The following is a 22961-nucleotide window of genomic DNA, read 5'->3' as shown; positions in this document are numbered from 1 at the left end:
GCACTATCATCTATAATTAAAATGAAAAAACAGATCTGTTTAGCCGGAATGCTGGCACTTTTAGCTTTAAATTCATTTAGCCAATCGCATAAAAAGACCGTGGCTACAAAAAATGCCAGTCTTACAAAATATGTTGACCCTTACATAGGTACAGGCTTTCACGGGCATGTTTTTGTTGGCGCAAATGTGCCTTTTGGCGCGGTACAGTTGGGCCCAACCAATTTATCCGAAGGTTGGGACTGGTGCTCTGGCTACCATATTTCAGATTCTACCATCATCGGTTTTCAGCATACCCACCTCAGCGGTACCGGCATTGGCGACCTGGGTGATATTTCCTTTATGCCAACAACTGGTCCCGTAAAAACTTACAAAGGCGGGCTTAAAAGCATGCAAAGCGGTTATGTATCGCTGTTTAGCCACAAGGACGAGGTAGTAAAGCCAGGCTATTATAAAGTGAAACTTAAGCGGTATGATATTGGTGTTGAACTTACAGCCAGCACAAGAGTGGGGATGCACAAATACACCTTCCCGGCATCAAAAGACGCGCATATTGTTATTGACCTGCAGGAAGGTATAGGTTGGGATAAGGCAAAAGAAACCTATATCAAACAGTTGGATAAAAATACCGTTGTTGGTTACCGCTTTTCAAAAGGCTGGGCAAATGATCAGCGTATTTACTTTACCGCTGTTTTCTCGAAACCAATAAAAACCTTTGCTGTTTACGATAGTACCGCCAGGGCGGGTACAGAGGTAAAAGGGGCAAAGGTAAAAGGCGTTATCAGTTTTGCCACCACAAAAGGCGAAGTAGTTTACGCCAAAGTTGGTATCTCTCCTGTAAGTTCAGAAAACGCGATGCTGAATATTAAAGCGGAAATACCGGGATGGGATTTTAATAAAGTTGTAGCCCAGGCAGATGAGGCATGGAACACCCAACTTAAAAAGATCACTATAAAAGCGGATTCACTTTCACAGTTAAAAAAATTCTATACGGCTTTTTATCATTCTATGGTAGCTCCATCTGTTTTTAATGATGTGAATGGCGAGTATTGGGGAACGGATAAAAAAGTACACAAAAATGTAGGCTTTAATAACGTGACTACGTTTTCACTTTGGGATACCTACCGGTCAAACAACCCGCTATCAACTATCATCCACCCGGAGCATACCAACGATATGATTAATTCTATGCTGGCTATTTACCAGCAGCAGGGTAGTTTACCTGTTTGGCATTTAATGGCCAACGAAACTAATTGTATGGTTGGATACAGTGCTGTACCAGTTGTTGCCGATGCATTACTGAAAGGCTATAAAGGTTTTGATGCAAATTTGGCTTATGAAGCTATGAAGACTACGGCGATGCAGGATGCACGCGGTATTAAGTTTGTTAAGAAATTAGGTTACATACCCGCTGATAGTACTGCCGAATCTGTTTCGATGGGATTGGAGTATGCTATTGATGATTGGTCCCTTGCACAGGTGGCAAAAAAATTAGGCAAAACCGCCGATTATGAGTACTTCAGCAAACGCGGTCAGTACTATAAAAACTATTACGATCCTAAAGCCGGTTTTATGCGTGGCCGTTTATCAGAAACGGCATGGCGTACGCCTTATAGCCCCTTTATTTCTATCCATGAAACCGGCGACTTTACCGAAGGCAATGGCTGGGAATATACCTTTTTAGTGCCGCAGGATGTGGAGGGGATGATTAATATGTTAGGTGGCGAAGCTAAGTTTAATATCAAACTGGATTCGTTGTTTATAGCTCAGGGCGATATGGGCAAATTCAAATCACCTGATGTGTCTGGTTTAATTGGTCAATATGCGCACGGTAATGAGCCTGGCCATCCTATGACGTATTATTATGCCTACTCTGGTCAGCCATGGAAAACAGCCGAAAAGGTGCGTTATATACTGGATGATTTTTATACCGATAAAACTGATGGTATCATAGGCAATGAAGATGTTGGGCAGATGTCGGCCTGGTATGTTTTGTCGGCCCTTGGTTTTTACCCGGTTAATCCTGCAAACGGACTATATGTTTTCGGGAGCCCTGTTATCAATGAGGCAACACTTAAATTAAAGGGCAATAAAACGTTCCATATCATAATCAAAAACAATGGTCCTAAAAACATATACATCAACGCCATGAAGTTAAATGGTACAAACTATACCAAAACTTATTTCGCGCATACAGATTTAATGAAGGGCGGGGAACTGGAGATCACTATGGGTGATAAACCAGGTACTGTTTGGGGTGTTGGTGACGCCAATAAAGCGGTATCTGTGTTGAAATAAAAACTGCCGAAAAAATAGGAAAAGCCATGTCGATTTGTTTCGGCATGGCTTTTCTTATTAGTGCCAGGATGATTTTTTCTTAATATTTTCCACTCCCCGAAATAATCATAGAGGCCAGTTGCTCATCCCTGTTGTAAATATCCTTACGGAAATTAAGTTTATTGCTCCTGTCGGTAAATGCCGTAAAATAAGCTATAAATACCGGTACCTTTTGTTTTAGGGTTACTTGCTTTTCTATACCTGAATTCATGGCCTTGCTTATATTTTCAGCTGTCCAGGTAGTGTCGTTTTTCAATAAAAAAGATGCGAGTTTTGCAGGTTCACCTACGCGGATACAACCATGGCTAAAAGCCCGGGATGATTCACCAAATAATGATTTGGAGGGGGTATCATGCAAATAAATACTATAACTATTGGGGAACAGGAATTTTACCAGGCCCAATGAATTTGCCGGTCCGGGTTTTTGTTTAATCACAGGCAGGCCATTTAGCTGCCCGGTAATGATCATATTATGTTCATTTATATAATTAGGGTTTTTACGCATAGCCGGTAATACCTCGTTGCGGATAATGCTCTCGGGAAGGTTCCAGTACGGGCTGAATACAACGTACTGCATTTGGCCATAAAAAATAACGGTTTGGTGAACTTTTTGGCCAACTACTACTTTACAGCTCCAAAGCAAACTATCAGCATGGTACACATGTAATTTAAATTCGGGAATGTTTACGGCCAGGTAATCGGTATTTAAACTCACCGGCAGCCAGCGGCAACGTTCCATATTAACAATAATCTGGCGGATACGGGTTTTCAGAGAAACATTCATTTCGGCGATAGTTCCGGGGCCCGGCAAGCCATCATCAGTTAAGCCATGCCTCGATTGGAACCGCTTAATGGCTTCTTGTATTTCATCATCAAATACATTACTTAGCGTATCGCCTTTAAAATCCTCCAGTTTATAAAGGCGGGTTTTAATTTGAGGGATAACTGAAGAGATGTCACCGGGTTTTAAACCCTTAGCCGAAGGTATAGCAGGCCATTTTTCTTTGGCATCTAAAACACTGTATTTGCCAAGAAAGGATTTCAATAAGTCATATTGCCTGTAAACGGGCTCAGATAGGGTATTGCCACCTTTGTCCGGTTGTTTTAGCAAGGTATCAAGATAATTATCATAGGATACTTTTTTGCGGGGCAGGTACCAGTTTACAGCCTTACTTGTGGCATCGCTCATTCCCTGGAACACTAGTTTTGAAAAAACAAAGTATTGGGCGGTTAGCATTAGTTCTGAAGAAATATTGGGTTTCGCACTTTGATCTTTGGGATGAGCCTCAAATACCAATGAATCTAATGATTTTGGATAGGGGGTAGCTTTATAGATACCTTCACTTTGCAGGTTTGTCAACCTGTCTGATAAGTTTCCTGCTTGCTCAATCAGCTGTCCGTTCACATACCAGGCATAGGCAAACTTGCGCTTGCTGTAAAACACACGTATGTCATGAGCATAAGGCCCAAAGGCGGGATATTTTTTAAGGAATTTAATGATCTCTGTACTATCAAAAACAGCTTTGGTCTGATCACTGAAGTTACCCGGAATCGTCTTATTCCATTCTTTAACAATTTTCTTTTTTATAGTATCGGCTTTTGTTTGTTCATACTGCTTAATAATCTGCTTGCAACTAAATGTATTGAAAATGAATAGGATAAGATATATTGGATAATAATTATGAGCTTTCTTTAGCATCGTTTTTTTATTTGTAAGATAGGGAACTAAAAAATAATAAAATATTTATATAAATGTATACTAAGTTTATAGACATTGCAGTATATTTGTCTCATTAACTCAAAGTCATGCCAAATAAAGTGCAAAAATACAGTACAAATAGTTTTTTAAGATATAATGATCTTAAAGCCATGAGTTGTATGTGTTGTTGCTGAATTCTCCTCCTGCAAAACTCCTCACCATTTAAAAAGTTTACTGACCTGATTATTTAATATATTATTTTATGAATACTTACCTGCTTACTCAAATCAATACACCGATAGATTGTGTATTACATTACAGCCAGGTAATTTATGGGTTATGCCGTTGTTGAACGTGATATATTGATTACGAACCCCCAACAAAAAATAATTTATATACCCATTATTTCATTACAAATGTTAATTACTAATAATAAATACCCATTTTTTGATCTTTCGGAAATTGTTCCTGATAATGATATCCCGTTTAAACCATATCAATCTTTAAAACCGGTAAAAGCAGGTAATTACATCCCCGATCTGAAATTTCTTAATGATTACAGTCGTTGGCAGTCGTTTTTTAACGGCGCGCAAACTCACGGACCTATTTCATTAAGGCAGTTATTAAATAAGCCATTGGTAATTGCCTTTTATTCGCGCCACTGGGGGCAGCAAGGTTTTGAACTGTTAAAAAAACTGAATAATATTCAACAGGAAATAAAGGCCAACGGTGGCAATTTGTTGATCATTAGCGATGAACGTAATGATGAACTGGGGAAAAAAGCCTGGGAAAACAGCTTAACCCTGAATTTTTATCACGACGAAGAAAAAAACATTGCCCAAATATTCAGGATCTATTCAGATAATGATCCCGTTTGGAACAGGTTCTCTGGCATTGATGTTAATGTACCCTTACTGGCTACTTATATTATTGATAACAATAAACAGGTTATTTATAATCATATCGACCAGGATTTTTTGGGAACATTTTCTGGCGAAGAAATTATTTCTTCAGTTTATGAATCCTCATTAATAGCTAACAGCAGAAGATCTGCCTGATATTTATTAAAAAACTAAAACTATGTCAATCACGATAGATGAACTTCAGAAAGTGAAGACCAAAGTACATCAACAGGTGCTTTTGGCTAATAGTGAATATGTAAAACACTTTGGCGATAAAGGTGAGCTTACCATACCACCTAAGCGTCAGTTTGCTATTTTAACCTGTATGGATGCCAGGCTGGATCCGGCAAAATACGCGGGTCTTGCCGAAGGCGATGCGCATGTTATCCGCAATGCCGGGGGCCGTGCAAGTGACGATGCTATTCGCTCACTGGTTATTTCGCATAAATTATTGGGTACTAAAGAGTGGTTTGTAATTCATCATACCGACTGCGGTATGGGGTTGTTTACCGATGATATCATCCGTAATCTGTTATCTACAAGTTTAGCTACGGCAACTATTGATGAGAATGGCTGGCGTAATACAGATGAAAGCGGCGGCTCTGATGAGGCAAATCATGTAGCGTTCCTTACTTTTAAAAATCTGGAAGCCAGCGTTGTCGAAGATGTTGAACGCATCAGGAATCATCCCCTGGTTGCAGGCAATATTCCAATTTATGGTTATGTATACGATGTAAGATCGGGCAAACTGATCGAGGTGCCTGAAGCCAGCCATGCCGGGGAGGTTTTAAGTTAAACTATATCAGCACAAAACTGTTAATTTGGATACCTTAGAGGCACAAAAACCTCTGTACATTATAGATGAAGCTTGAAAAGCGCGATTACGATGCGATAATAGTAGGATCAGGGCCAAATGGTTTGGCCGCGGCGATTTTATTGCAGCAAAACGGATTATCGGTATTATTACTTGAAGGTAAAAATGAAATAGGAGGGGGCCTTCGTACTGCAGAGCTTACCTTACCTGGCTTTAAACATGATATTTGCTCAGCTATTCATCCGCTTGCAATAGGATCGCCGTTTTTTGAAACATTGCCGCTTGTGCAGCATGGGCTTGAATATATTTCCCCCAAAATAGCAGCCGCTCATCCCTTTGATGATGGAACGGCTGCTGTTTTGTTAAAATCGGTTAGCGAAACAGCAAAGCTGCTTGGGAGTGATGAACAAGCGTATCTGAATCTTATGAGTTCGGTGGTTAAAAACTGGCCTTTAATTGCCGCCGATGTACTGGGGCCGCTTCATTTTCCAAAACATCCTTTATTAATGGCCCAGTTTGGTTTGCCCGCACTTACCCCGGCAACCTTGTTATCAAAAGTATTTAAAACCAAAGAGGGCAAAGGTTTATTCGGTGGAATGGCAGCCCATGCTATTCAGCCGCTCAGCAACATAGCTACGTCGGCAATTGCACTTGTATTGATGGCCCAGGGGCATTTAAAGGGATGGCCTATACCTAAAGGGGGCTCTCAGCAAATTGCCAATGCCCTGGCATCGTATTTTATTAGCATTGGCGGAAAGATCGAAACTAACTTCTACGTTCATTCATTAAATAAATTACCTTCTGCCCATGCAATACTGTTTGATATTACACCAAGGCAGTTACTGAAAATAGCTGGTCACAAATTTTCATCTCTGTATAAATGGCAATTGGAACGCTATCGTTACGGGGCCGGTGTATTTAAGGTTGATTGGGCGCTGGATGCCCCAATTCCATTTAAAGCAGAAAGCGTAAAACAAGCCGGAACGGTACATATTGGTAATACATTCAACGAAATGGCCGATGGCGAACAGTTGATATGGCAGGGAGGGCATCCCGATAAGCCTTACGTACTGTTGGCTCAGCAAAGCATATTTGATAAATCCCGCGCTCCCGAGGGAAAACATACAGCCTGGGCTTATTGTCATGTACCAAACGGATCGGATAAGGATATGACCAGTATTATTGAACGGCAGGTGGAACGGTTTGCGCCTGGTTTCAGGGATACCATTTTAGCAAAGCATACATTCAATACCGCGCAGTTAGAGCAATATAATCCCAACTATATTGGTGGTGATATTAACGGTGGAGTGATAGATATTGGTCAGCTATTTACCAGGCCTGTGCTGCGTGCCTCTCCTTATAAAACATCTGCTAAAGGGCTTTATATTTGCTCATCATCAACCCCTCCCGGCGGTGGTGTACATGGCATGTGTGGGTATCATGCCGGTAAAAAGGCTTTGAGCGATATTTTTGGCATAAAAGTAAAATAACCCTGTCTGTTTTTATTTCTTTTACATTTCTAATTGTTGTTGCGCTGATTAGTGAAAAATTCAATAGTTTTATCACTGGGGAGCAAGCCTGTGTCAATATATTTATTGGTTATCAAGTAAATATAATCGCCTTGCTTTTTGTTCCCTCTTTGCTTAATTCCAATCAAAACCGAATTCTATTAAAACCTGTAACGTAATGAAAAGATATCTGCCTGGCCTTTTGCTTCTATTTCTTGTGGCTACTACCGTAAGAGGGCAATCACCGACAATTTCGATAACTAAGGAAAAGCTAAAAAATAAAATAATGGGTGGATGGGCCGGGCAAACCATTGGGGTTACTTTCGGCGGGCCATATGAATTTAGGTACAATGGAACTTTTATTGGAGATTATCAGCCATTAAGGTGGAATGCGGGATATTTAAAGCAAAACATGATTAATAACCCTGGCTTATATGATGATCTTTATATGGATTTGACGTTTGTTGATGTGTTTGAAAAACATGGGCTGGACGCACCGGTTGATTCATTTGCAAACGCTTTCGCGCATGCCGGTTATGATCTTTGGCATGCTAATCAGAGTGGGCGTTACAATATTTTGCACGGTATTAAGGCTCCAATGAGCGGCGAATGGAAAAACAACCCGCATGCCGATTGTATTGACTATCAGATAGAAGCAGATTTTGCTGGTTTGATGAGCCCGGGAATGCCAAATACTGCCTCGGCAATAAGTGATAAGGTGGGCCATATTATGAATTACGGCGATGGTTGGTACGGTGGGGTATTTATTGGGGCGATGTATACCCTTGCATTTACATCATCTGATATTAACTATATAGTGAACCAGGCATTAATAACCATACCCAGGCAAAGTGAATTTTATCAATGCATTAGTGATGTAGTAAAATGGCATAAATTATATCCGGCCGACTGGAAACAAACCTGGTTGGAAGTACAAAAGAAATATGCCAATGATATCGGTTGTCCGGATGGTGTGTTTGCTCCGTTTGATATAGATTCAAAAGTAAATTCTGCTTATGTTGTAATGGGCTTATTATATGGCGGAAAAGATTTTACCAAAACCCTTGAAATTGCAACCCGCTGCGGGCAGGATGCTGATTGCAACCCATCTTCTGCAGGAGGCATTTTAGGTACTATATTGGGATATGATAAAATCCCGGCTTACTGGAAAATGGGGTTAAAGGATATTGAAGATATTAAATTTAAATACACCACCATGAGCCTTAACGATGTTTATAGGATAGGCTTCAACCAGGCGTTGAAAAATATCCAAAAAAATGGAGGCAATATTAAGGGGGATATAATTAACGTGAAATTACAACATCCAAAGCCGGTGAAATTTGAGAAAAGTTTTGCCGGAATTTATCCTGCTGGAAAGATTGCCGTTAAATGGTCGGAAAGCAGGGATATGCTAAGTTTTGAATTTGAAGGGACAGGGTTTGTGCTTAAAGGTGAAACAACCGGGTATAATGATCGTAGTAACTTTGTTTTTCATACCGGGCTTTATATAGATGGACAATTAATTGAATCGCCGGATCTGCCTGTAAATTTCACTATCCGAAGAAATGAATTATGTTGGAAATATGATCTTGCTAAAGGAAAACATGTAGTTCAATTAAAGATTAAAAACCCATCCAGTGAGTATATGAACAGGCTTAATCCGGGGGAGGCGATTATTTATTCGGATAAACCGATAAATGGTATGGCAGTAAATGTGCAGGAAGTAAAAGGCTCGAAGTGATTTTTTAAATAATCGTTGCTCCGGGCTTTGGCTTTGCATATATTAAACCGACTGTCAGTTTAATATATGCAAAGCAACCCTTTAGATATTAATTCAACTCCAGCGTTACTACTGATTTTGCAGGTAATGTTACAACCAGTTTGTCACCATCTTTTTTAGCGCCGGTAAAGCCTGCAAGGTGCAGTTTATTTGGCTCGCTAAATGTGTTGATATCAGTGATATTAGCCGAAGTTAATACCTGGCCGCTAACTGTATTCCATTTCACATCTTTCAAGTCCGTAGTAATAGTTATCGCGTTATGGATATCCAGGTTAACCAACGAGATATGCACTTTGCCGACAGCATCCTGAGAAGCTGAAGCATTTACTGCCTCTATCTTTTTACCATCCACCTCATAATTAGGTACGTTCAATTTAATCGGAAGGTATTTGGCATCCTGGTGAACCTTGTACATATCAAAAATATGGTAGGTTGGGGTTAGTACCATTTTTTCCTTATCAGTTAAAATAAGGGATTGCAGCACGTTAACGGTTTGTGCTAAAGCAGCCATTCTAACACGATCGCTGTGGTTATTAAATATATTAAGTGTTGTGCCGGCAATCAGCGCGTCACGAAGGCTGTTTTGCTGATATAAAAAGCCAGGGTTGGTGCCTGGTTCAGGGTCGGTCCAAACTCCCCATTCGTCAACTACCAAAGCTACTTTCTTTTCAGGGTCATACTTATCCATAATTGCCGAGTGTTTGGTAACCAGTTCTTCCATTTTAAGGCAGTTAACCATCGTGCCAAAGTATTCTTTTTCGCTAAATTGGGTTGCCGATCCTTTTTTACCCCAGTTACCCGTTGGGATAGTATAATAATGCATAGATAAGCCAGACATCATCCAATTTGGTATGTTCTTCATACAAACTTCTGTCCAGTTATAATCATCAGAATTTGGTCCGCTGGCTATTTTCTTAAGCTTTGCGCCCGGATAATCCTTGGCAAACGCGGCATAGCGTTTAAACAGATCTGCATAATATTCAGGTGTCATATTACCACCGCAACCCCAGCTTTCATTACCAACACCCCAAAGTGTTACTTTATAAGGTGCAGGGTGGCCATTTTTGGCCCGCATTTGTACAACTGTACTGGTACTGTTGGAATTTAAGTATTCTATCCATTTCGACATCTCTTCAACAGTGCCACTGCCAACATTGCCGGCAACATATGGCTCGCATTTTAGTAAATCGCAAAGCTCCAGAAATTCATGTGTGCCGAAGCTGTTATCTTCGGTAACACCGCCCCAGTTGGTATTTACCATACGCGGACGAAGGGCTGAAGGGCCAACGCCGTCGCGCCAGTGATACTCATCTGCAAAGCAGCCACCAGGCCAGCGCAGGTTAGGGATTTTAATCTTTTTTAAGGCCTCAACCACGTCCAGGCGGATACGGTTCTGCTTTTTAACAGGCAGGGTTTTATCAACCCAAAAACCACCATAAATACCATGGCCCAAATGCTCGGCAAATTGCCCGTAAATGTGCTTGCTAATGGTTGTCTTTGAATCATTGCTGATACTGAGGGTGCCGGTTTGGCTGTATCCGGCTGTCGAAATTAAACACAGCGCGGCAATGCCAAGTGAGGAGAGCAAATTTCTTTTCATTGAAAACAGGTTTATACCGTAAAGAAAAGAAAAATTATTAATAAGTGTGAAAATAACAATAAAAAAAATTAGATAAAAGATTTTCAAATCAAGATGCACCCTTAATGTTTAGCTAAAAATTTTTATTCGCCTCTTTGTTCAAAAAAGTTTTAAAGCTATCACTGCTGTAATCACTTGCTCCGGAATGGTTATATTTTAAAACTCCAGTCTTATCAAATACCAGCGTGGTAGGTATGGTGCCATCTAACAAAGTATCGGGCAGTTGATTTAGTGTTGTATATACAGGCAAGTTGTAGTTGTGTTTACGCAGGAAGGCTGTGGCTTTGGCCGGATCATTATCTACATCAACCATGATGAAAATTATTTTAGGATTGTTTTTAAATTTTTCATGCAATTTGTTAATGGATGGCATTTCGGCAAGGCAGGGAGGGCACCAGGTTGCCCAGTAATTTACAAATACTACTTTATGTTTTAAATCGGATAAAGCTATTATATGGCCGCTTGTATCTCTGTAGCGATAATCGGGTAAAGTGGCGATAACTTTATGGTGACGTAAATACCCTTCAGGATCTGGCTGAAAAAAGCCGACGGACATTAATCCACGTATAAAAAAGCTTTTAGCCGTGGGATTTACTAAAGTAACTAAAGCCAACACCATAAGTACAGTAAATATGATGTTTGATTTAGAGAAATGTTTGCTTTTTATCATGCGCGATAGTTTTTGGTATAAAAGAGGGGAGATTCAATAAACAAACCTGACGTATTGCTTTAAGCCATAATTAATGAATTGCTTTTCTTGCTTGGCAAATTTAATGAGGCAATTTATCCCTAAGCAAGCCATATACCCATGTACCTGCAATGGCGCTAAGCAGGGTTACAGCAGTAACTAAAAAGCCACTTCCAATTTGCGCAAATAAGGGACCCGGGCAGGCACCTGTAATGGCCCAACCCAACCCAAATATTAAACCGCCATACACATTACCCCAGTTGAAGTTTTTTGGTTGAATGACAACCTCTTCACCGGATAGGATTTTAATACCGAACCGTTTGATGATTAAAATAGATAACATGCCAACAACAATGGCGCTGCCAATGATACCGTACATATGAAAAGACTGCAACCTAAACATTTCCTGGATCCTGAACCAGGAGATTACCTGCGATTTTACAAGCACTATCCCAAAAAGTAAACCAATGAACAGGTATTTTATATTCTTCATGTTAAAGCTGTATAAGGTAGGGTAAAATAAACCAGGTCATTACAAAGCCGCCTATCATAAAGCAGCATGTTGCTATCATAGATGGCCATTGCAGGTTTGATATCCCCATAATAGCATGGCCAGAAGTACACCCACTTGCATATCTGGTACCAAAGCCTACCATAAAGCCACCTACAACTATAAAAATAAAACCACGTAAAGTGAGCAGTTGCCTAAAGCTAAAAATATCCCCGGGTAATAAACCGCTAAAATCCTGCACACCTTGTTGTTTAAGAAGTGCTATAGTTTTGGGGTTAATATCAACTGCCTGGTTACCGGATAAGTATTGAGCGGCAATTAATCCACCTAAAATAATACCTGCTGCAAAAAACAAGTTCCAGCTTTCTTTTTTCCAATCGTATTTAAAAAAGGAGATGTTGGATGGCAGGCAGGCTGCGCAAATATGCCTGAGTGAAGATGATATGCCGAATGCTTTATTACCCATAAGCAAAAGCGCCGGAACTACAATGCCTATAAGGGGGCCAGCGATATACCAGGGCCATGGTTGTGTTAATAGACTCATATTATTTAAATGACTGCTGTAGCATATATATTTATTGTATGTGCAAATATACTTTTCAACCCATGTGTATAACGTGAGTTTCTGTAATTTTACTTTTTATTTGCTTTAATAGCGTTGTAACAATATATTTACCATTAATTATAAAACATAATAACACATTCTGAGAAGTGAAAAGGATTATTGCGATACTATTATTAAATGTACATCTGTTCAATTTGGGCGGGTACAATTTAGTATTTCAATATTTCATTCATCAGTCTGAAGTGCAGATAGTAAAAGAGATCTACGAAAATAAGATAGACGCTACCAAGCTTGTCGAGATCAAGATCCCGGTACATTTGCCAGGGATACACAAATGGAAAGACTACATTCGCATAAATGGGCAGCTGCAATTAAAAGGTGTTTATTATAACTATTTAAGGTATAAAATGGCGCCCGATACAATGTCATTCATCTGTATTGCCAATAGTGTTAAAACCAGGCTCGTTTCTGCCAACCTGGTCATAGCCAAAGAAATAAATGATGTTCCATTGAGTAAAAAAGGGCATGATTCTTCCCTGAAAAAAGTAAATTTAGGTAACGACTATAGTTTTACGGTAATTAATTACCAGTTTTCTTCATTTTCCATACTGCTGAAGACTAATAGCAGCCCTATAATCTACCACCTTAATTCTCCCTACATCGAGTCTCCCGGCAAACCGCCTAACTTTACCTGCTAATTATAGCTTATAGTTTATGATGTTGAATTGTTCTTTAAAAAGAAGCGCAGTTTGATTTAATTATTGACCAATACTCATTGTTGCGCCATCATTTGCAATAAGAGGTGTTGGCCCACTACTTAATTATTACTATATGCTTCTCAATTTTAATGCTGAGCAAATATTTGATAGCCTTATTGAATGCTATTAATAATTTTCTTTCGGCCTGTTTATTAATTTACTTATTTCCCTTACTTACTTAAATCGAATGAAACATTCATTGCTGTATTTTTACAGATGCTGTATTGTTGTGGCATGTTGCCTTACTTTTTCAGATTATGCGCAGGCGCAGACAGATGCTGATGCCCTAATGATACCTAAAAACTATGTTTGTGCCGCTGGCGTTTATACGCACAGTCAGTGGGACCACTATTGGGAAGGTACTTTTAAACGTGATGCCCCAAACCTGGGTACCGTAAGTTCAAATTCATATATGCTGGGCTTTGTTTATGGTCTTACAAACAAAATTAACGTATCAATTGCACTTCCTTATGTAACCACAAATGCAAGTGCCGGCACACTGAGAGGTGAGCGCAATTTACAGGATGTAAGCGCCTATGTAAAATGGCTGGCTGTTAAACAGGAGATAGGCAAAGGATTACTTAGTTTTCACGCTATATTATCCGGATCAATACCGGCAACTAATTATGAGGCCGATTTTTTGCCTTTATCTATTGGTTTGCATAGCAAGAATATTGCTTTACGCGGTTTACTCAATTACCAGGTTAATCAGTTCTTTGTAGCCGGTGCGGCACAATACATCCGCAGGGGCAATATCAATATCGATAGGAACTCTTATTATACTACCGAGATGCATTATACCAACGAAGTGAAAATGCCTGATGTTTCTAATTTTTTAGTAAGCGCTGGTTTTAGGAGCTTGCAATTTAACGCGGAGGCTGTACTTACAAAGGTTACAACGTTAGGTGGTTTTGATATCAGGAAAAATGATATGCCTTTTCCAAGTAATAAGATGAACTCCACACTTGCCGGTGTTATATTAAAATATAGTTTTCAAAAGATAGCCGGATTGGAGTTGACTGCTGGTGGCAACTACGTATTAAAAGGCAGAAATGTGGGCCAGGCAAGAACCATTTATGGTGGTGTTTATTACGTATTCAACACCAGGAAAGCTAAATAATTTCATAATACTTAATAATAATCTGATGAAAAGATCTTTACTTCATATAATTCCAACAGTTTTTTTAGGTGTAGCCATTTTTAGCTCATCGTGTAAAAAAGATATAGTTGACCGTACAGCATTGTACCCTGCATTAACACCTGCAAAGCTCGACCTTGATGCAGATACCTGGAAACCGGTATTAGTTAAGGACTTTAGCGTTCTTACCATATCTGCGCCTGATGCAGTGACATCACCCGCTTACCTTGCCGATATCAACGAGATTAAGGCGATGCAAAGGAATTTAACTGATGACCAGAAAGCCTCTATAAAATATTGGAGCGCAGGTGCCGTATTAAGGTGGAATGAGATTATGCGCCAACTGGTGGCTAAGCATAACGTTGCGCCGTATCAAAATATTGATGGTACTTACCCAGCACCAAGCTCGGCCAATCCGTTTAATTATCCGGAGTTTCCATTCTCGAATCCTCCATATGCCGCACGTGCTTATGCCTATGTGAGTGCTGCTCAATATGATGCCTTAGTAGCGGCCTGGCATTTTAAAAATACTTATAAACGTACTGCACCATACAAAAACGATGCAACTGTACGTGCCCTGGTACCTGTTTCTGATTTGCCATCGTATCCAAGTGAAGATGCTGTTGTTGCCGGCACTACAGTTGAGATGATGAAGCTTTTATTCCCAACAGAGTTAGCCTTCATTAACGAGAAAGCTCAGGAAGAAAAATTATATCGTATAATGGCGGGCGCCAACACTCGTGGTGAAATTACAGCAGGAGAATCATTGGGTAAGCAAGTTGCTGCCTTATTTGCAGCCCGTGCCCGTGGTGATCGTGCCGGTAAGGCTATTGGTGATGCTACAGTATGGGCAAAACTTCAAACAACGGCATTTGAAAAAGGGAAATTCTGGGAGAGTTTAGAAACGCCTAAACGGCCGCCAATGTTACCTTTGTTTTCAAAAGTTCTTCCTTTTTTGTTTGATACTTTAACAGTGGTTGCTCTTCGTCCGGCTGCGCCTTATTTATCCAATTCAGTTGAGTATAAGAAAGAAGTTGACGAGGTATTATCAATGAGCAAAAACCACAGCCGCCAGCATGAAGAGCAGGTTGCTTTTTGGGCCGATGGTATTGGAACTTACACCCCGGCAGGTCATTGGGATGCCATAGCTGCAGATGAGTTTGTAAAACAAAATTATAGCGAAGTACGCTGGGCCCGTAATTTTGCATTATTAAATATGGCCGAAATGGATGCTGCAATTGTTTGCTGGGATACCAAATATTTTTACTTTAATCAACGCCCATCACAAGTTGATCCTTTGGTAAAAACCCTGACAGGCGTACCCAATTTTCCAGCTTATACGTCAGGCCACTCAAACTTTAGCGGTGCAGCTGCAACCGTGCTTACCTATTTATTACCTGATAGGGGAAGTAAGTTTACTGATCTGGCGAATGATGCTGCTATGTCAAGGTTGTATGGTGGTATCCACTTCCGCAGTGATTGTGAAGTTGGCTTGGTAACCGGTAACAAGGTAGGGCAATATGCAGTTAACAGGGGGAAAGCAGACGGAGCCGGACTTTAATAAGTACTATCAAGTAAGCTAAAAAATGCAACGTTTAACCGCCGATCAAAAAATATATTATACACTACGCTTTGCCTGTGCCATGTGTTTTATTGGGCATGGTGCATTTGGGATCATAACCAAACAAATATGGTGTAATTACTTTGCGGTAGTAGGCATTGGTCATGACATGTCATATACGCTGATGCCATATGTAGGGGTAATTGATATACTGTTAGGCTTATCTCTTTTGGTTTATCCCTTGCGTGTTGTAGCGGGATGGCTGGTAATATGGGGATTTATAACAGCATCAATGCGCCCATTATCGGGTGAGCCATTTGCCGAGTTAATTGAACGTGCGGGTAATTTTGGTGCTCCGTTTGTGCTGCTGCTATTACAGGGAGGCTTTAAAATGCCTTTGAAAAAATGGTTTACCCGTATGGATGATCATGTAAATTTGGATGCATCTACCTTAAAAGCAGTAATTAATTGCTTAAGGGTATTCGCTTTCCTGCTACTGCTTGGCCATGGGTGGCTAAATCTTATCCAGAAAGCCGGGCTTATCAATCAATATCATTCCTTAGGGTTTAATGATCCCGGTAAAACAGCATATATAGTAGGCCTATTTGAAATTGTGGCTGCCTTTTCGGTACTCATTCGTCCCTTTGCTAATATACTTTTGGTATTAATTGCCTGGAAAATAGCGAGCGAACTTTTTTATCCTAAATATGAAATATTTGAATGGATAGAACGTGGCGGCAGCTACGGTGTATTATTATCATTGTGGTTCGCAGTTAAAAAAGCCCCTTCGGGCTCCATTGCATGGCCTTTTAAAAATACATCTAATTTAAACATCATTAATTAACATAAAATCCTGTATCAAGTCAGGTCGAAACTGGGTTAAAATGACCGGTTTTATCATTCTATCATTTATAAACACCTAAAAAAACTATGAAATTTATTCTAAAATCTATCTGTGGTATCGCTTTTCTTATCCTTTTTAATTACATCAATGTACAGGCCCAAGGTTGTGTGGCAATCAGAAGCACAGGTGGCTTATGTACCATGGATGAACACCCGGATAGTTCTAATACAGGCAATGGAAGCTGGTTGTTCAATAGCAACAGCAGATATTTCAAATCATACAAACACTTTGTTGGTACCCAGGAACAAAAGCAACGTATTGCTTTAGGTACAAACGTGATTAACCATTCATATACTCAGGATTTAACGCTTACCCGTATTTTTGACAACCGTTGGTCATTTGCGGTTGATGTGCCTATTGTTGATAACAGCCGGTCATCTTTATATGAACATGGTAATAAAGAGCGTTTAAGCACACATTCTTTTGGCTTAGGCGATATCCGTTTAACAGCTTATGCCTGGCTATTGAACCCGGCAAAAGCCCGCAAAGGAAATATACAGGTAGGATTGGGTTTAAAGCTGGCTACCGGCACCTATAACTACCAGGATTATTTTTACCACCAGGGAGGTACAGCCGATACCAAAGTACTTGGTCCGGTTGATCAATCTATACAATTGGGAGATGGTGGTACCGGTATAACTACCGAAATTAATGCCTATTATAACTTCACCCATAAGTTTGGAGTATATGGTGGTTTCTATTACCTTATTAGTCCAAGAGAACAAAATGGTGTTTCATCGGCACGTGGCAGTGCTCCAAGTGCTAAAGCTGTTGCCAATGGCAGCGATATCATGAGCGTACCAGACCAGGTAATGTTGAGAGGTGGTGCGAGCTATGGTGTAGGTAAATTTGATTTTTCTGCCGGTGTACGTTACGAATGTTTGCCAGTAAAGGATCTTGTAGGTGGTAGCAATGGCTTCAGAAGGCCAGGTTACATTATATCTGCTGAGCCAGGTGTTACTTATCGCTTAAAATCGCTTTCAATTTATGCTTTTGTACCGGTTGCTTTAAAACGTGATCGTACTCAAAGTGTTCCGGATAAAATTTCAACACAACTAACAGGAACATATACACAGGGCGATGCGGCATTTGCCGATTACGCCATCAATATTGGAGTTACATACAGATTTAAATAGAGATTGGTTTTATGATTTAAGGAGAGGCCGGGAGTGAGATCCCCGGCTTTTTTGCTTTTTATGGTACCGTATTTATTAAAAAAACAATAGTTTTACGCTATGAACACTCCCGAAGAAAACTTTGCGGCATTGGGTTTAAACCTGCCGCCGGCGCCAAAACCACTTGGTGTTTACAAGCCTTGTTTAGTTGATGGTAAATACCTTTACCTATCTGGTCACGGAACGGTACAGGATGATGGCACCCTTATTATTGGCAGAATTGGTGATACCATTAATATGGAAGATGGTAAGTTGGCTGCACGGCAGGTTGGCTTGGCTATGCTGGCTACTATAAAAGCTAATATCGGAAGTTTTGATAAGGTTAAAAGGGTGATAAAAGTATTGGGTATGGTTAACTGTACATCCGATTTTGAAAAACACCCCTTCATTATCAACGGAGCAAGTGAACTTTTTGCTAAAATTTGGGGCGAAGAAAACGGAATTGGTGTGCGCAGCGCAGTAGGTATGGGATCATTACCCGATAATATTCCGGTTGAAATAGAGGCCCTGTTTGAATTAGTGTAGCCATGGCTGATCAACAAGATTGGTTCAAAATAGAAGATATAGACAAGCTGGATACACCTGCCCTTGTAGTATATCCGGCCCGGGTACAGGCCAATATCGATCTGCTTAAAACAATGATAGACGATGTTAAGCGTTTGCGACCACATGTAAAAACCTATAAAAACAAAGAAGTTACCCAATTATTGCTGAAGGCCGGAATCAAAAAGTTTAAATGCGCTACCATTGCCGAGGCCGAATTATTAGCAATGTGCGGCGCTCCCGATGTATTGCTTGCTTACCAACCGGTAGGACCTAAACTTTATAGGTTCATTAAATTGATCAACACTTATCCGCAAACTCAATTTTCCTGCCTGGTTGATAGTGTTGTAGCTGCCAATGAAATTTCTGAGGTAGCTAAACAATATAACCTCACGATCAATGTTTACCTGGATTTGAATGTTGGGATGAACCGTACAGGGATTGCCGCCGGGTTAGAAGCCTTGCAATTATATATAGATTGCAGTGTTTTGCCAGGAGTAAATCCGGTTGGTTTGCATGCTTATGACGGTCATATTCATGATGTTGATATCAATGAAAGAAAAAAACGTTGTGATGCGGCGTTTGAACCGGTTTTAAAACTACAACGGGATATTAAAACCAAGGGCTATCCGGAACCTATTATTGTTGCCGGTGGTTCGCCTACATTTACCATTCATGCCAAAAGAGATTTTGTAGAATGCAGCCCCGGAACTTTTGTATATTGGGATAGGGGATACGAAATAGGGATACCCGAACAGCCATTTTTGCCAGCAGTGCTAATTGCTACAAGAGTAGTTTCCCTGCCGGATGAAACTAAGCTTTGTTTGGATGTAGGGCATAAATCCGTATCTGCCGAGAACGAATTAAGAAAACGCATATACTTTTTAAACGCCCCGGAATTGATACCAACCGGCCAAAGTGAAGAGCATTTGGTAGTTGATGCCGGTAAAGATCATCACTATAAAATAGGGGATGTGCTTTATGGCATTCCGCATCATGTTTGCCCAACAGTGGCTTTATATGAACGTGTTTATACAATTGAAAATAAAACACTTACGGGTGAGTGGCTAAACTTAGCCCGCGACCGTAAGATTACCATCTGATAAAAAAATATGTTTGTAGTTGATGCTCATTTAGATCTCAGCATGAATGCGCTGGAGTGGAATCGTGACCTTACCCGGCCACTAGCCGAACTTAACCGGCGTGAAGAAGGCCTGACCGATAAACCCGATAGAGCCAAAGCCGTGATTACTTTGCCAGAGTTGCGTAAAGGCAACATCGGTTTGGTAGTAGCCACACAAATAGGGCGTTATGTAGCACCGGGCAATCCGCTGCCGGGTTGGCACTCGCCAGAGCAAGCCTGGGCACAAACACAAGGACAGGTAGCATGGTATAAAGCCATGGAAGATGCTGGCGAAATGGTGCAAGTGAATAACCTGACATCATTAGAAAAACATTTATCGTATTGGAATGATGGCCAACCCACAGAAAATAAAGCGATAGGGTATATTTTAAGTTTAGAGGGGGCAGATTCTATTATTACCGTTCAACACCTGGAGCGAGCCTATAATTATGGTTTGCGTGCTGTTGGGCCGGCTCATTATGGCCCCGGCAGGTATGCGCAAGGCACTGATGCTACTGGCTATATGGGGCCGAAAGGGCACGAGCTTTTAAGAGAGATGGAGCGCTTGAATATTATTTTGGATGCTACTCATTTATGCGATGATAGTTTTTGGGAGGCATTGGACCATTTTAACGGCCACGTATGGGCGAGTCATAACAATTGTCGTGCATTGGTAAACCATAACCGCCAGTACAGCGATGAAATGATAAAGGCCCTGATTGATCGCGGAGCGGTAATAGGTGCGGCCCTTGATGCCTGGATGATGGTGCCGGGATGGGTGAGGGGAGTATCTACACCAAAAGGAATGAACTGTAACCTTGAGGTTATGATTGATCATATCGATCATATATGCCAGATAGCCGGAAACGCCCTGCATGTAGGTATGGGCACCGATCTTGACGGCGCTTTCGGTCGCGAACAGTGTCCGTACGACCTGGAAACCATCGCCGATCTGCAAAAGGTACCTGATCTGTTAAAAAAGCGAGGTTATACCGATCTGGATATCGAGAACATGATGCATGGTAACTGGTTGAGGTTTTTGAGGAAAGCCTGGGCATAGGGATTTTTAATATCTCTTTAAAATAAGTTAATGTATTGTAAATCAATGCTGATATTGCGTGGGCGATATTTGACATTATACTATATGTTGATCATCAATGTATATGGCTCTCTGCACCCTTAATTGTTCTATAAAAGAGGTTTATATGCAACTTTCGCCCTCTTAAAATCATTGTTTTTTTGTCATTTTATACCGATTGCCTTTGGATAAATCTAATTTCTGATATATTTGCGTAATCAGTTACGTAATTAGATTTATATATGGAATTTTTTAACAGAACCGGCAAGATGGCCATAGGTAGCCGGTTAAGAATGCTTACCGAGAAAATTACCGAAGATGCCGCAAGCATTTATAAAATGTATGATATTGATATGCAACCTAAGTGGTTTCCTGTTTTTTATGTTTTATCGGCGGGAGAAGCAAAAACCATTACAAACATTTCAAAGGAAATTGGGCATTCGCATCCTTCTGTAAGCAAAATCATCAGGGAAATGGTTAAGCAAGGGTTGGTTACCGAACAAAAGGATAAAAAAGATGGAAGATTGAATATGGTTAGCTTGTCTGCCAAAGGGAACACCATTAGTGAAAAAATTAAAGATCAATATATCGATATCAACCGGGCAATTGAACAACTCACGACACAAACCCGTAACGATCTTTGGAAAGCAATAGAAGAGTGGGAGTTTTTGTTAGATCAGCAATCCTTGCTTACCAGGGTTCGTGAGCAAAAGAAAGAACGGGAGAGCCTTAATGTAAAGATCATCGCTTATGATCCGCAATATAAGCAGGTATTTAAGGATTTAAATGAAGAATGGATCTCCAGGTGGTTCAAAATGGAGGAAGCCGACTACAGGGCATTAGATGACCCACAAGGCTATATATTAGATAAAGGTGGCTGTATATTGGTTGCTTTGTACAATGATGTACCTGTAGGCGTATGCGCCTTAATTAAAATGAATGATCCGGACTATGAATACGAAATGGGAAAAATGGCGGTATCGCCTTTAGCACAGGGGAAAAATATTGGTTTCTTATTGGGTAAAGGGATCATTGAAAAAGCCAGATTATTGGGTGCAAAAAAAATCTACCTTGAAAGCAATACTATACTAAAACCAGCAATTAGCCTGTACCACAAACTGGGTTTTAATAAAGTTGCAAGCCGTAATTCGCCATACGAACGGAGTAATATTCAAATGGAATTATTAATTAAACAATAATTCAATTTGAATACGGCCCAGGAAAAAAACAAGATAAAAGATTTTGGATGGACTCAAATTTAATTTATAACTGCGCTCTTTTAAAAAACTGCTGTATAGTATCAGGTTTGGTCATCAAAAAGGTTTGTATCCCCAATTTTTCTGCACCGGCTAAATGCTGAGGGCTATCATCTATAAACAAAGTTTCAGCGGGTTCAAGGTTGTTTTCATTAAGCACCAATTCAAATATCCTTGACTCTGGCTTACGCTTACCTGTTAGGTGAGAGTAATAAGTTTTCTCAAATAGGTGATCATTACCATCAAAATCAAAATCAGTTTTCAGGTAGTTCATAATATGATCGTAATGGATGGCATTAATATTACTAAGGAGGAAAGTACGGTACCTGCCTTTTAAATTTAGCAACAATTCATGGTTTCCTGGCTCAAGTCCGAGCAACATACTGTTCCACGCCGCGTTTATTTGCTCATCTGTGAGCTTTGGATTACCCGATTTTAGCCGAATATAGTCTCTAAACTCCTCCGCAGAGACCTCACCTCTATCAAATTTATCAAAAATTTGATCTTGCTGTTTATGACCAAAAAAATCAGCTGCATTATTGATACCCAACTGGTTCCACGCCTGTTGAGCCTTCAGGAAATCGATATTGAAGATGACGTTACCGTAGTCGAAGATGATATTTTTAATATTTTGCATAAAATGACTTTGTAATTTGACTGCAAATATGTAAAATTGCACCCGTTAAATAAATATAAATAACCGCGCCTATAGCTCAGTTGGTTAGAGTAGAAGACTCATAATCTTTTGGTCCCTGGTTCGAGCCCAGGTGGGCGCACTTAAATTAACAGCCATGGGCTTGTTGATTTTTCCGATAAAAAGGCCGTTTCTGTAACGGAAACGGCCTTTTTTTAATATCTTTGAGTCGGATTTATTCCACGGCGCTGACACCGTAAAAACTTCACAACGTCAGGACTTGCATAATTATTTGTTGAACTTCACGTAAAACCGTCACTATTCCGTCATGACGTTTTTTACGTGGCCTAA

General features: G+C 40.3%; 20 protein-coding genes and 1 tRNA gene. 15 read left to right on the top strand and 6 right to left on the bottom strand.

All coding sequences use genetic code 11. The annotated features are described in order from the left end of the window. Positions 1-21: 21 nt before the first annotated feature. Positions 22-2295, top strand: a complete 2274-nt coding sequence (locus Q0R88_RS13750) for a GH92 family glycosyl hydrolase (protein WP_295716961.1) — start codon at positions 22-24, stop codon at positions 2293-2295. A 79-nt stretch (positions 2296-2374) separates the two neighbouring features. Here Q0R88_RS13750 and Q0R88_RS13745 read toward each other — a convergent pair whose 3' ends face one another. Further along, positions 2375-4033 (bottom strand): L,D-transpeptidase family protein, encoded by a 1659-nt coding sequence (locus Q0R88_RS13745; RefSeq protein WP_295716958.1) that lies wholly within the window; start codon positions 4031-4033, stop codon positions 2375-2377. Between the two features lie 416 nt (positions 4034-4449). On the opposite strand from Q0R88_RS13745, the gene Q0R88_RS13740 reads away from it, so the two are divergent. From Q0R88_RS13740 to Q0R88_RS13725, 4 genes are all read left to right on the top strand, one after another. Beyond that, positions 4450-5091, top strand: coding sequence for a redoxin domain-containing protein (locus tag Q0R88_RS13740; protein ID WP_295716955.1), 642 nt, complete (start codon positions 4450-4452; stop codon positions 5089-5091). 22 nt (positions 5092-5113) lie between these two features. After that, positions 5114-5731 (top strand): carbonic anhydrase, encoded by a 618-nt coding sequence (locus Q0R88_RS13735; RefSeq protein WP_295716954.1) that lies wholly within the window; start codon positions 5114-5116, stop codon positions 5729-5731. A 65-nt stretch (positions 5732-5796) separates the two neighbouring features. Then, positions 5797-7239: an NAD(P)/FAD-dependent oxidoreductase gene (locus Q0R88_RS13730; RefSeq protein WP_295716953.1), complete on the top strand. Its 1443-nt coding sequence runs from the start codon at positions 5797-5799 to the stop codon at positions 7237-7239. Between the two features lie 196 nt (positions 7240-7435). After that, complete coding sequence (locus tag Q0R88_RS13725; protein WP_295716951.1) at positions 7436-8998, top strand: ADP-ribosylglycohydrolase family protein; 1563 nt, start codon at positions 7436-7438, stop codon at positions 8996-8998. Between the two features lie 88 nt (positions 8999-9086). On the opposite strand, the gene Q0R88_RS13720 is transcribed toward Q0R88_RS13725, so the two are convergent. From Q0R88_RS13720 to Q0R88_RS13705, 4 genes are all read right to left on the bottom strand, one after another. After that, positions 9087-10637 (bottom strand): alpha-L-arabinofuranosidase C-terminal domain-containing protein, encoded by a 1551-nt coding sequence (locus Q0R88_RS13720; protein ID WP_295716950.1) that lies wholly within the window; start codon positions 10635-10637, stop codon positions 9087-9089. A 112-nt stretch (positions 10638-10749) separates the two neighbouring features. Continuing rightward, entirely contained in the window at positions 10750-11346 is a 597-nt protein-coding gene (locus tag Q0R88_RS13715) for a TlpA disulfide reductase family protein (RefSeq protein ID WP_295716948.1), read from the bottom strand. A 100-nt stretch (positions 11347-11446) separates the two neighbouring features. Next, positions 11447-11857, bottom strand: a complete 411-nt coding sequence (locus Q0R88_RS13710) for a DUF6691 family protein (protein WP_295716946.1) — start codon at positions 11855-11857, stop codon at positions 11447-11449. A 1-nt stretch (position 11858) separates the two neighbouring features. After that, positions 11859-12419 carry a YeeE/YedE thiosulfate transporter family protein gene (locus tag Q0R88_RS13705; protein ID WP_295716944.1) on the bottom strand — a complete coding sequence of 187 codons (561 nt, stop codon included), beginning with the start codon at positions 12417-12419 and terminating at the stop codon, positions 11859-11861. A 167-nt stretch (positions 12420-12586) separates the two neighbouring features. Here Q0R88_RS13705 and Q0R88_RS13700 point away from each other — a divergent pair, with 167 nt between their 5' ends. From Q0R88_RS13700 to Q0R88_RS13660, 9 genes are all read left to right on the top strand, one after another. After that, on the top strand, positions 12587-13138 hold the full coding sequence (locus tag Q0R88_RS13700) for a hypothetical protein (RefSeq protein WP_295716940.1): 552 nt from the start codon (positions 12587-12589) through the stop codon (positions 13136-13138). 247 nt (positions 13139-13385) lie between these two features. Further along, the gene (locus Q0R88_RS13695) at positions 13386-14318 is read left to right on the top strand and encodes a hypothetical protein (protein ID WP_295716938.1); all 933 of its coding nucleotides are present in this window, start codon (positions 13386-13388) and stop codon (positions 14316-14318) included. A 25-nt stretch (positions 14319-14343) separates the two neighbouring features. Further along, positions 14344-15897 (top strand): phosphatase PAP2 family protein, encoded by a 1554-nt coding sequence (locus Q0R88_RS13690; RefSeq protein ID WP_295716936.1) that lies wholly within the window; start codon positions 14344-14346, stop codon positions 15895-15897. Between the two features lie 25 nt (positions 15898-15922). After that, a complete protein-coding gene (locus Q0R88_RS13685; RefSeq protein WP_295716933.1) occupies positions 15923-16741 on the top strand; it encodes a hypothetical protein in 819 nt (272 codons plus the stop codon). An 86-nt stretch (positions 16742-16827) separates the two neighbouring features. Next, positions 16828-17937, top strand: a complete 1110-nt coding sequence (locus Q0R88_RS13680; protein ID WP_295716931.1) for a hypothetical protein — start codon at positions 16828-16830, stop codon at positions 17935-17937. Between the two features lie 99 nt (positions 17938-18036). After that, positions 18037-18501, top strand: coding sequence for a RidA family protein (locus Q0R88_RS13675; protein ID WP_295716929.1), 465 nt, complete (start codon positions 18037-18039; stop codon positions 18499-18501). Between the two features lie 2 nt (positions 18502-18503). Continuing rightward, the gene (locus Q0R88_RS13670) at positions 18504-19622 is read left to right on the top strand and encodes a D-TA family PLP-dependent enzyme (protein WP_295716927.1); all 1119 of its coding nucleotides are present in this window, start codon (positions 18504-18506) and stop codon (positions 19620-19622) included. Between the two features lie 9 nt (positions 19623-19631). Beyond that, complete coding sequence (locus Q0R88_RS13665) at positions 19632-20702, top strand: membrane dipeptidase (protein WP_295716923.1); 1071 nt, start codon at positions 19632-19634, stop codon at positions 20700-20702. Between the two features lie 260 nt (positions 20703-20962). Next, a complete protein-coding gene (locus Q0R88_RS13660) occupies positions 20963-21919 on the top strand; it encodes a bifunctional helix-turn-helix transcriptional regulator/GNAT family N-acetyltransferase (protein ID WP_295716921.1) in 957 nt (318 codons plus the stop codon). A gap of 64 nt (positions 21920-21983) precedes the next feature. Here the strand turns inward: Q0R88_RS13660 and Q0R88_RS13655 are convergent, their stop codons facing one another. After that, complete coding sequence (locus Q0R88_RS13655) at positions 21984-22613, bottom strand: HAD family phosphatase (RefSeq protein WP_295716920.1); 630 nt, start codon at positions 22611-22613, stop codon at positions 21984-21986. Positions 22614-22678: 65 nt separating this feature from the next. Between Q0R88_RS13655 and Q0R88_RS13650 the strand changes: the two genes are divergently transcribed. Next, positions 22679-22752, top strand: a tRNA-Ile gene (locus tag Q0R88_RS13650). The last annotated feature ends 209 nt before the right edge of the window (positions 22753-22961 follow it).

The sequence above is a fragment of the Mucilaginibacter sp. genome (assembly GCF_025362475.1).
Taxonomy (GTDB): Bacteria; Bacteroidota; Bacteroidia; order Sphingobacteriales; family Sphingobacteriaceae; genus Mucilaginibacter.
This window is presented reverse-complemented; position numbering and strand designations above follow the sequence as displayed.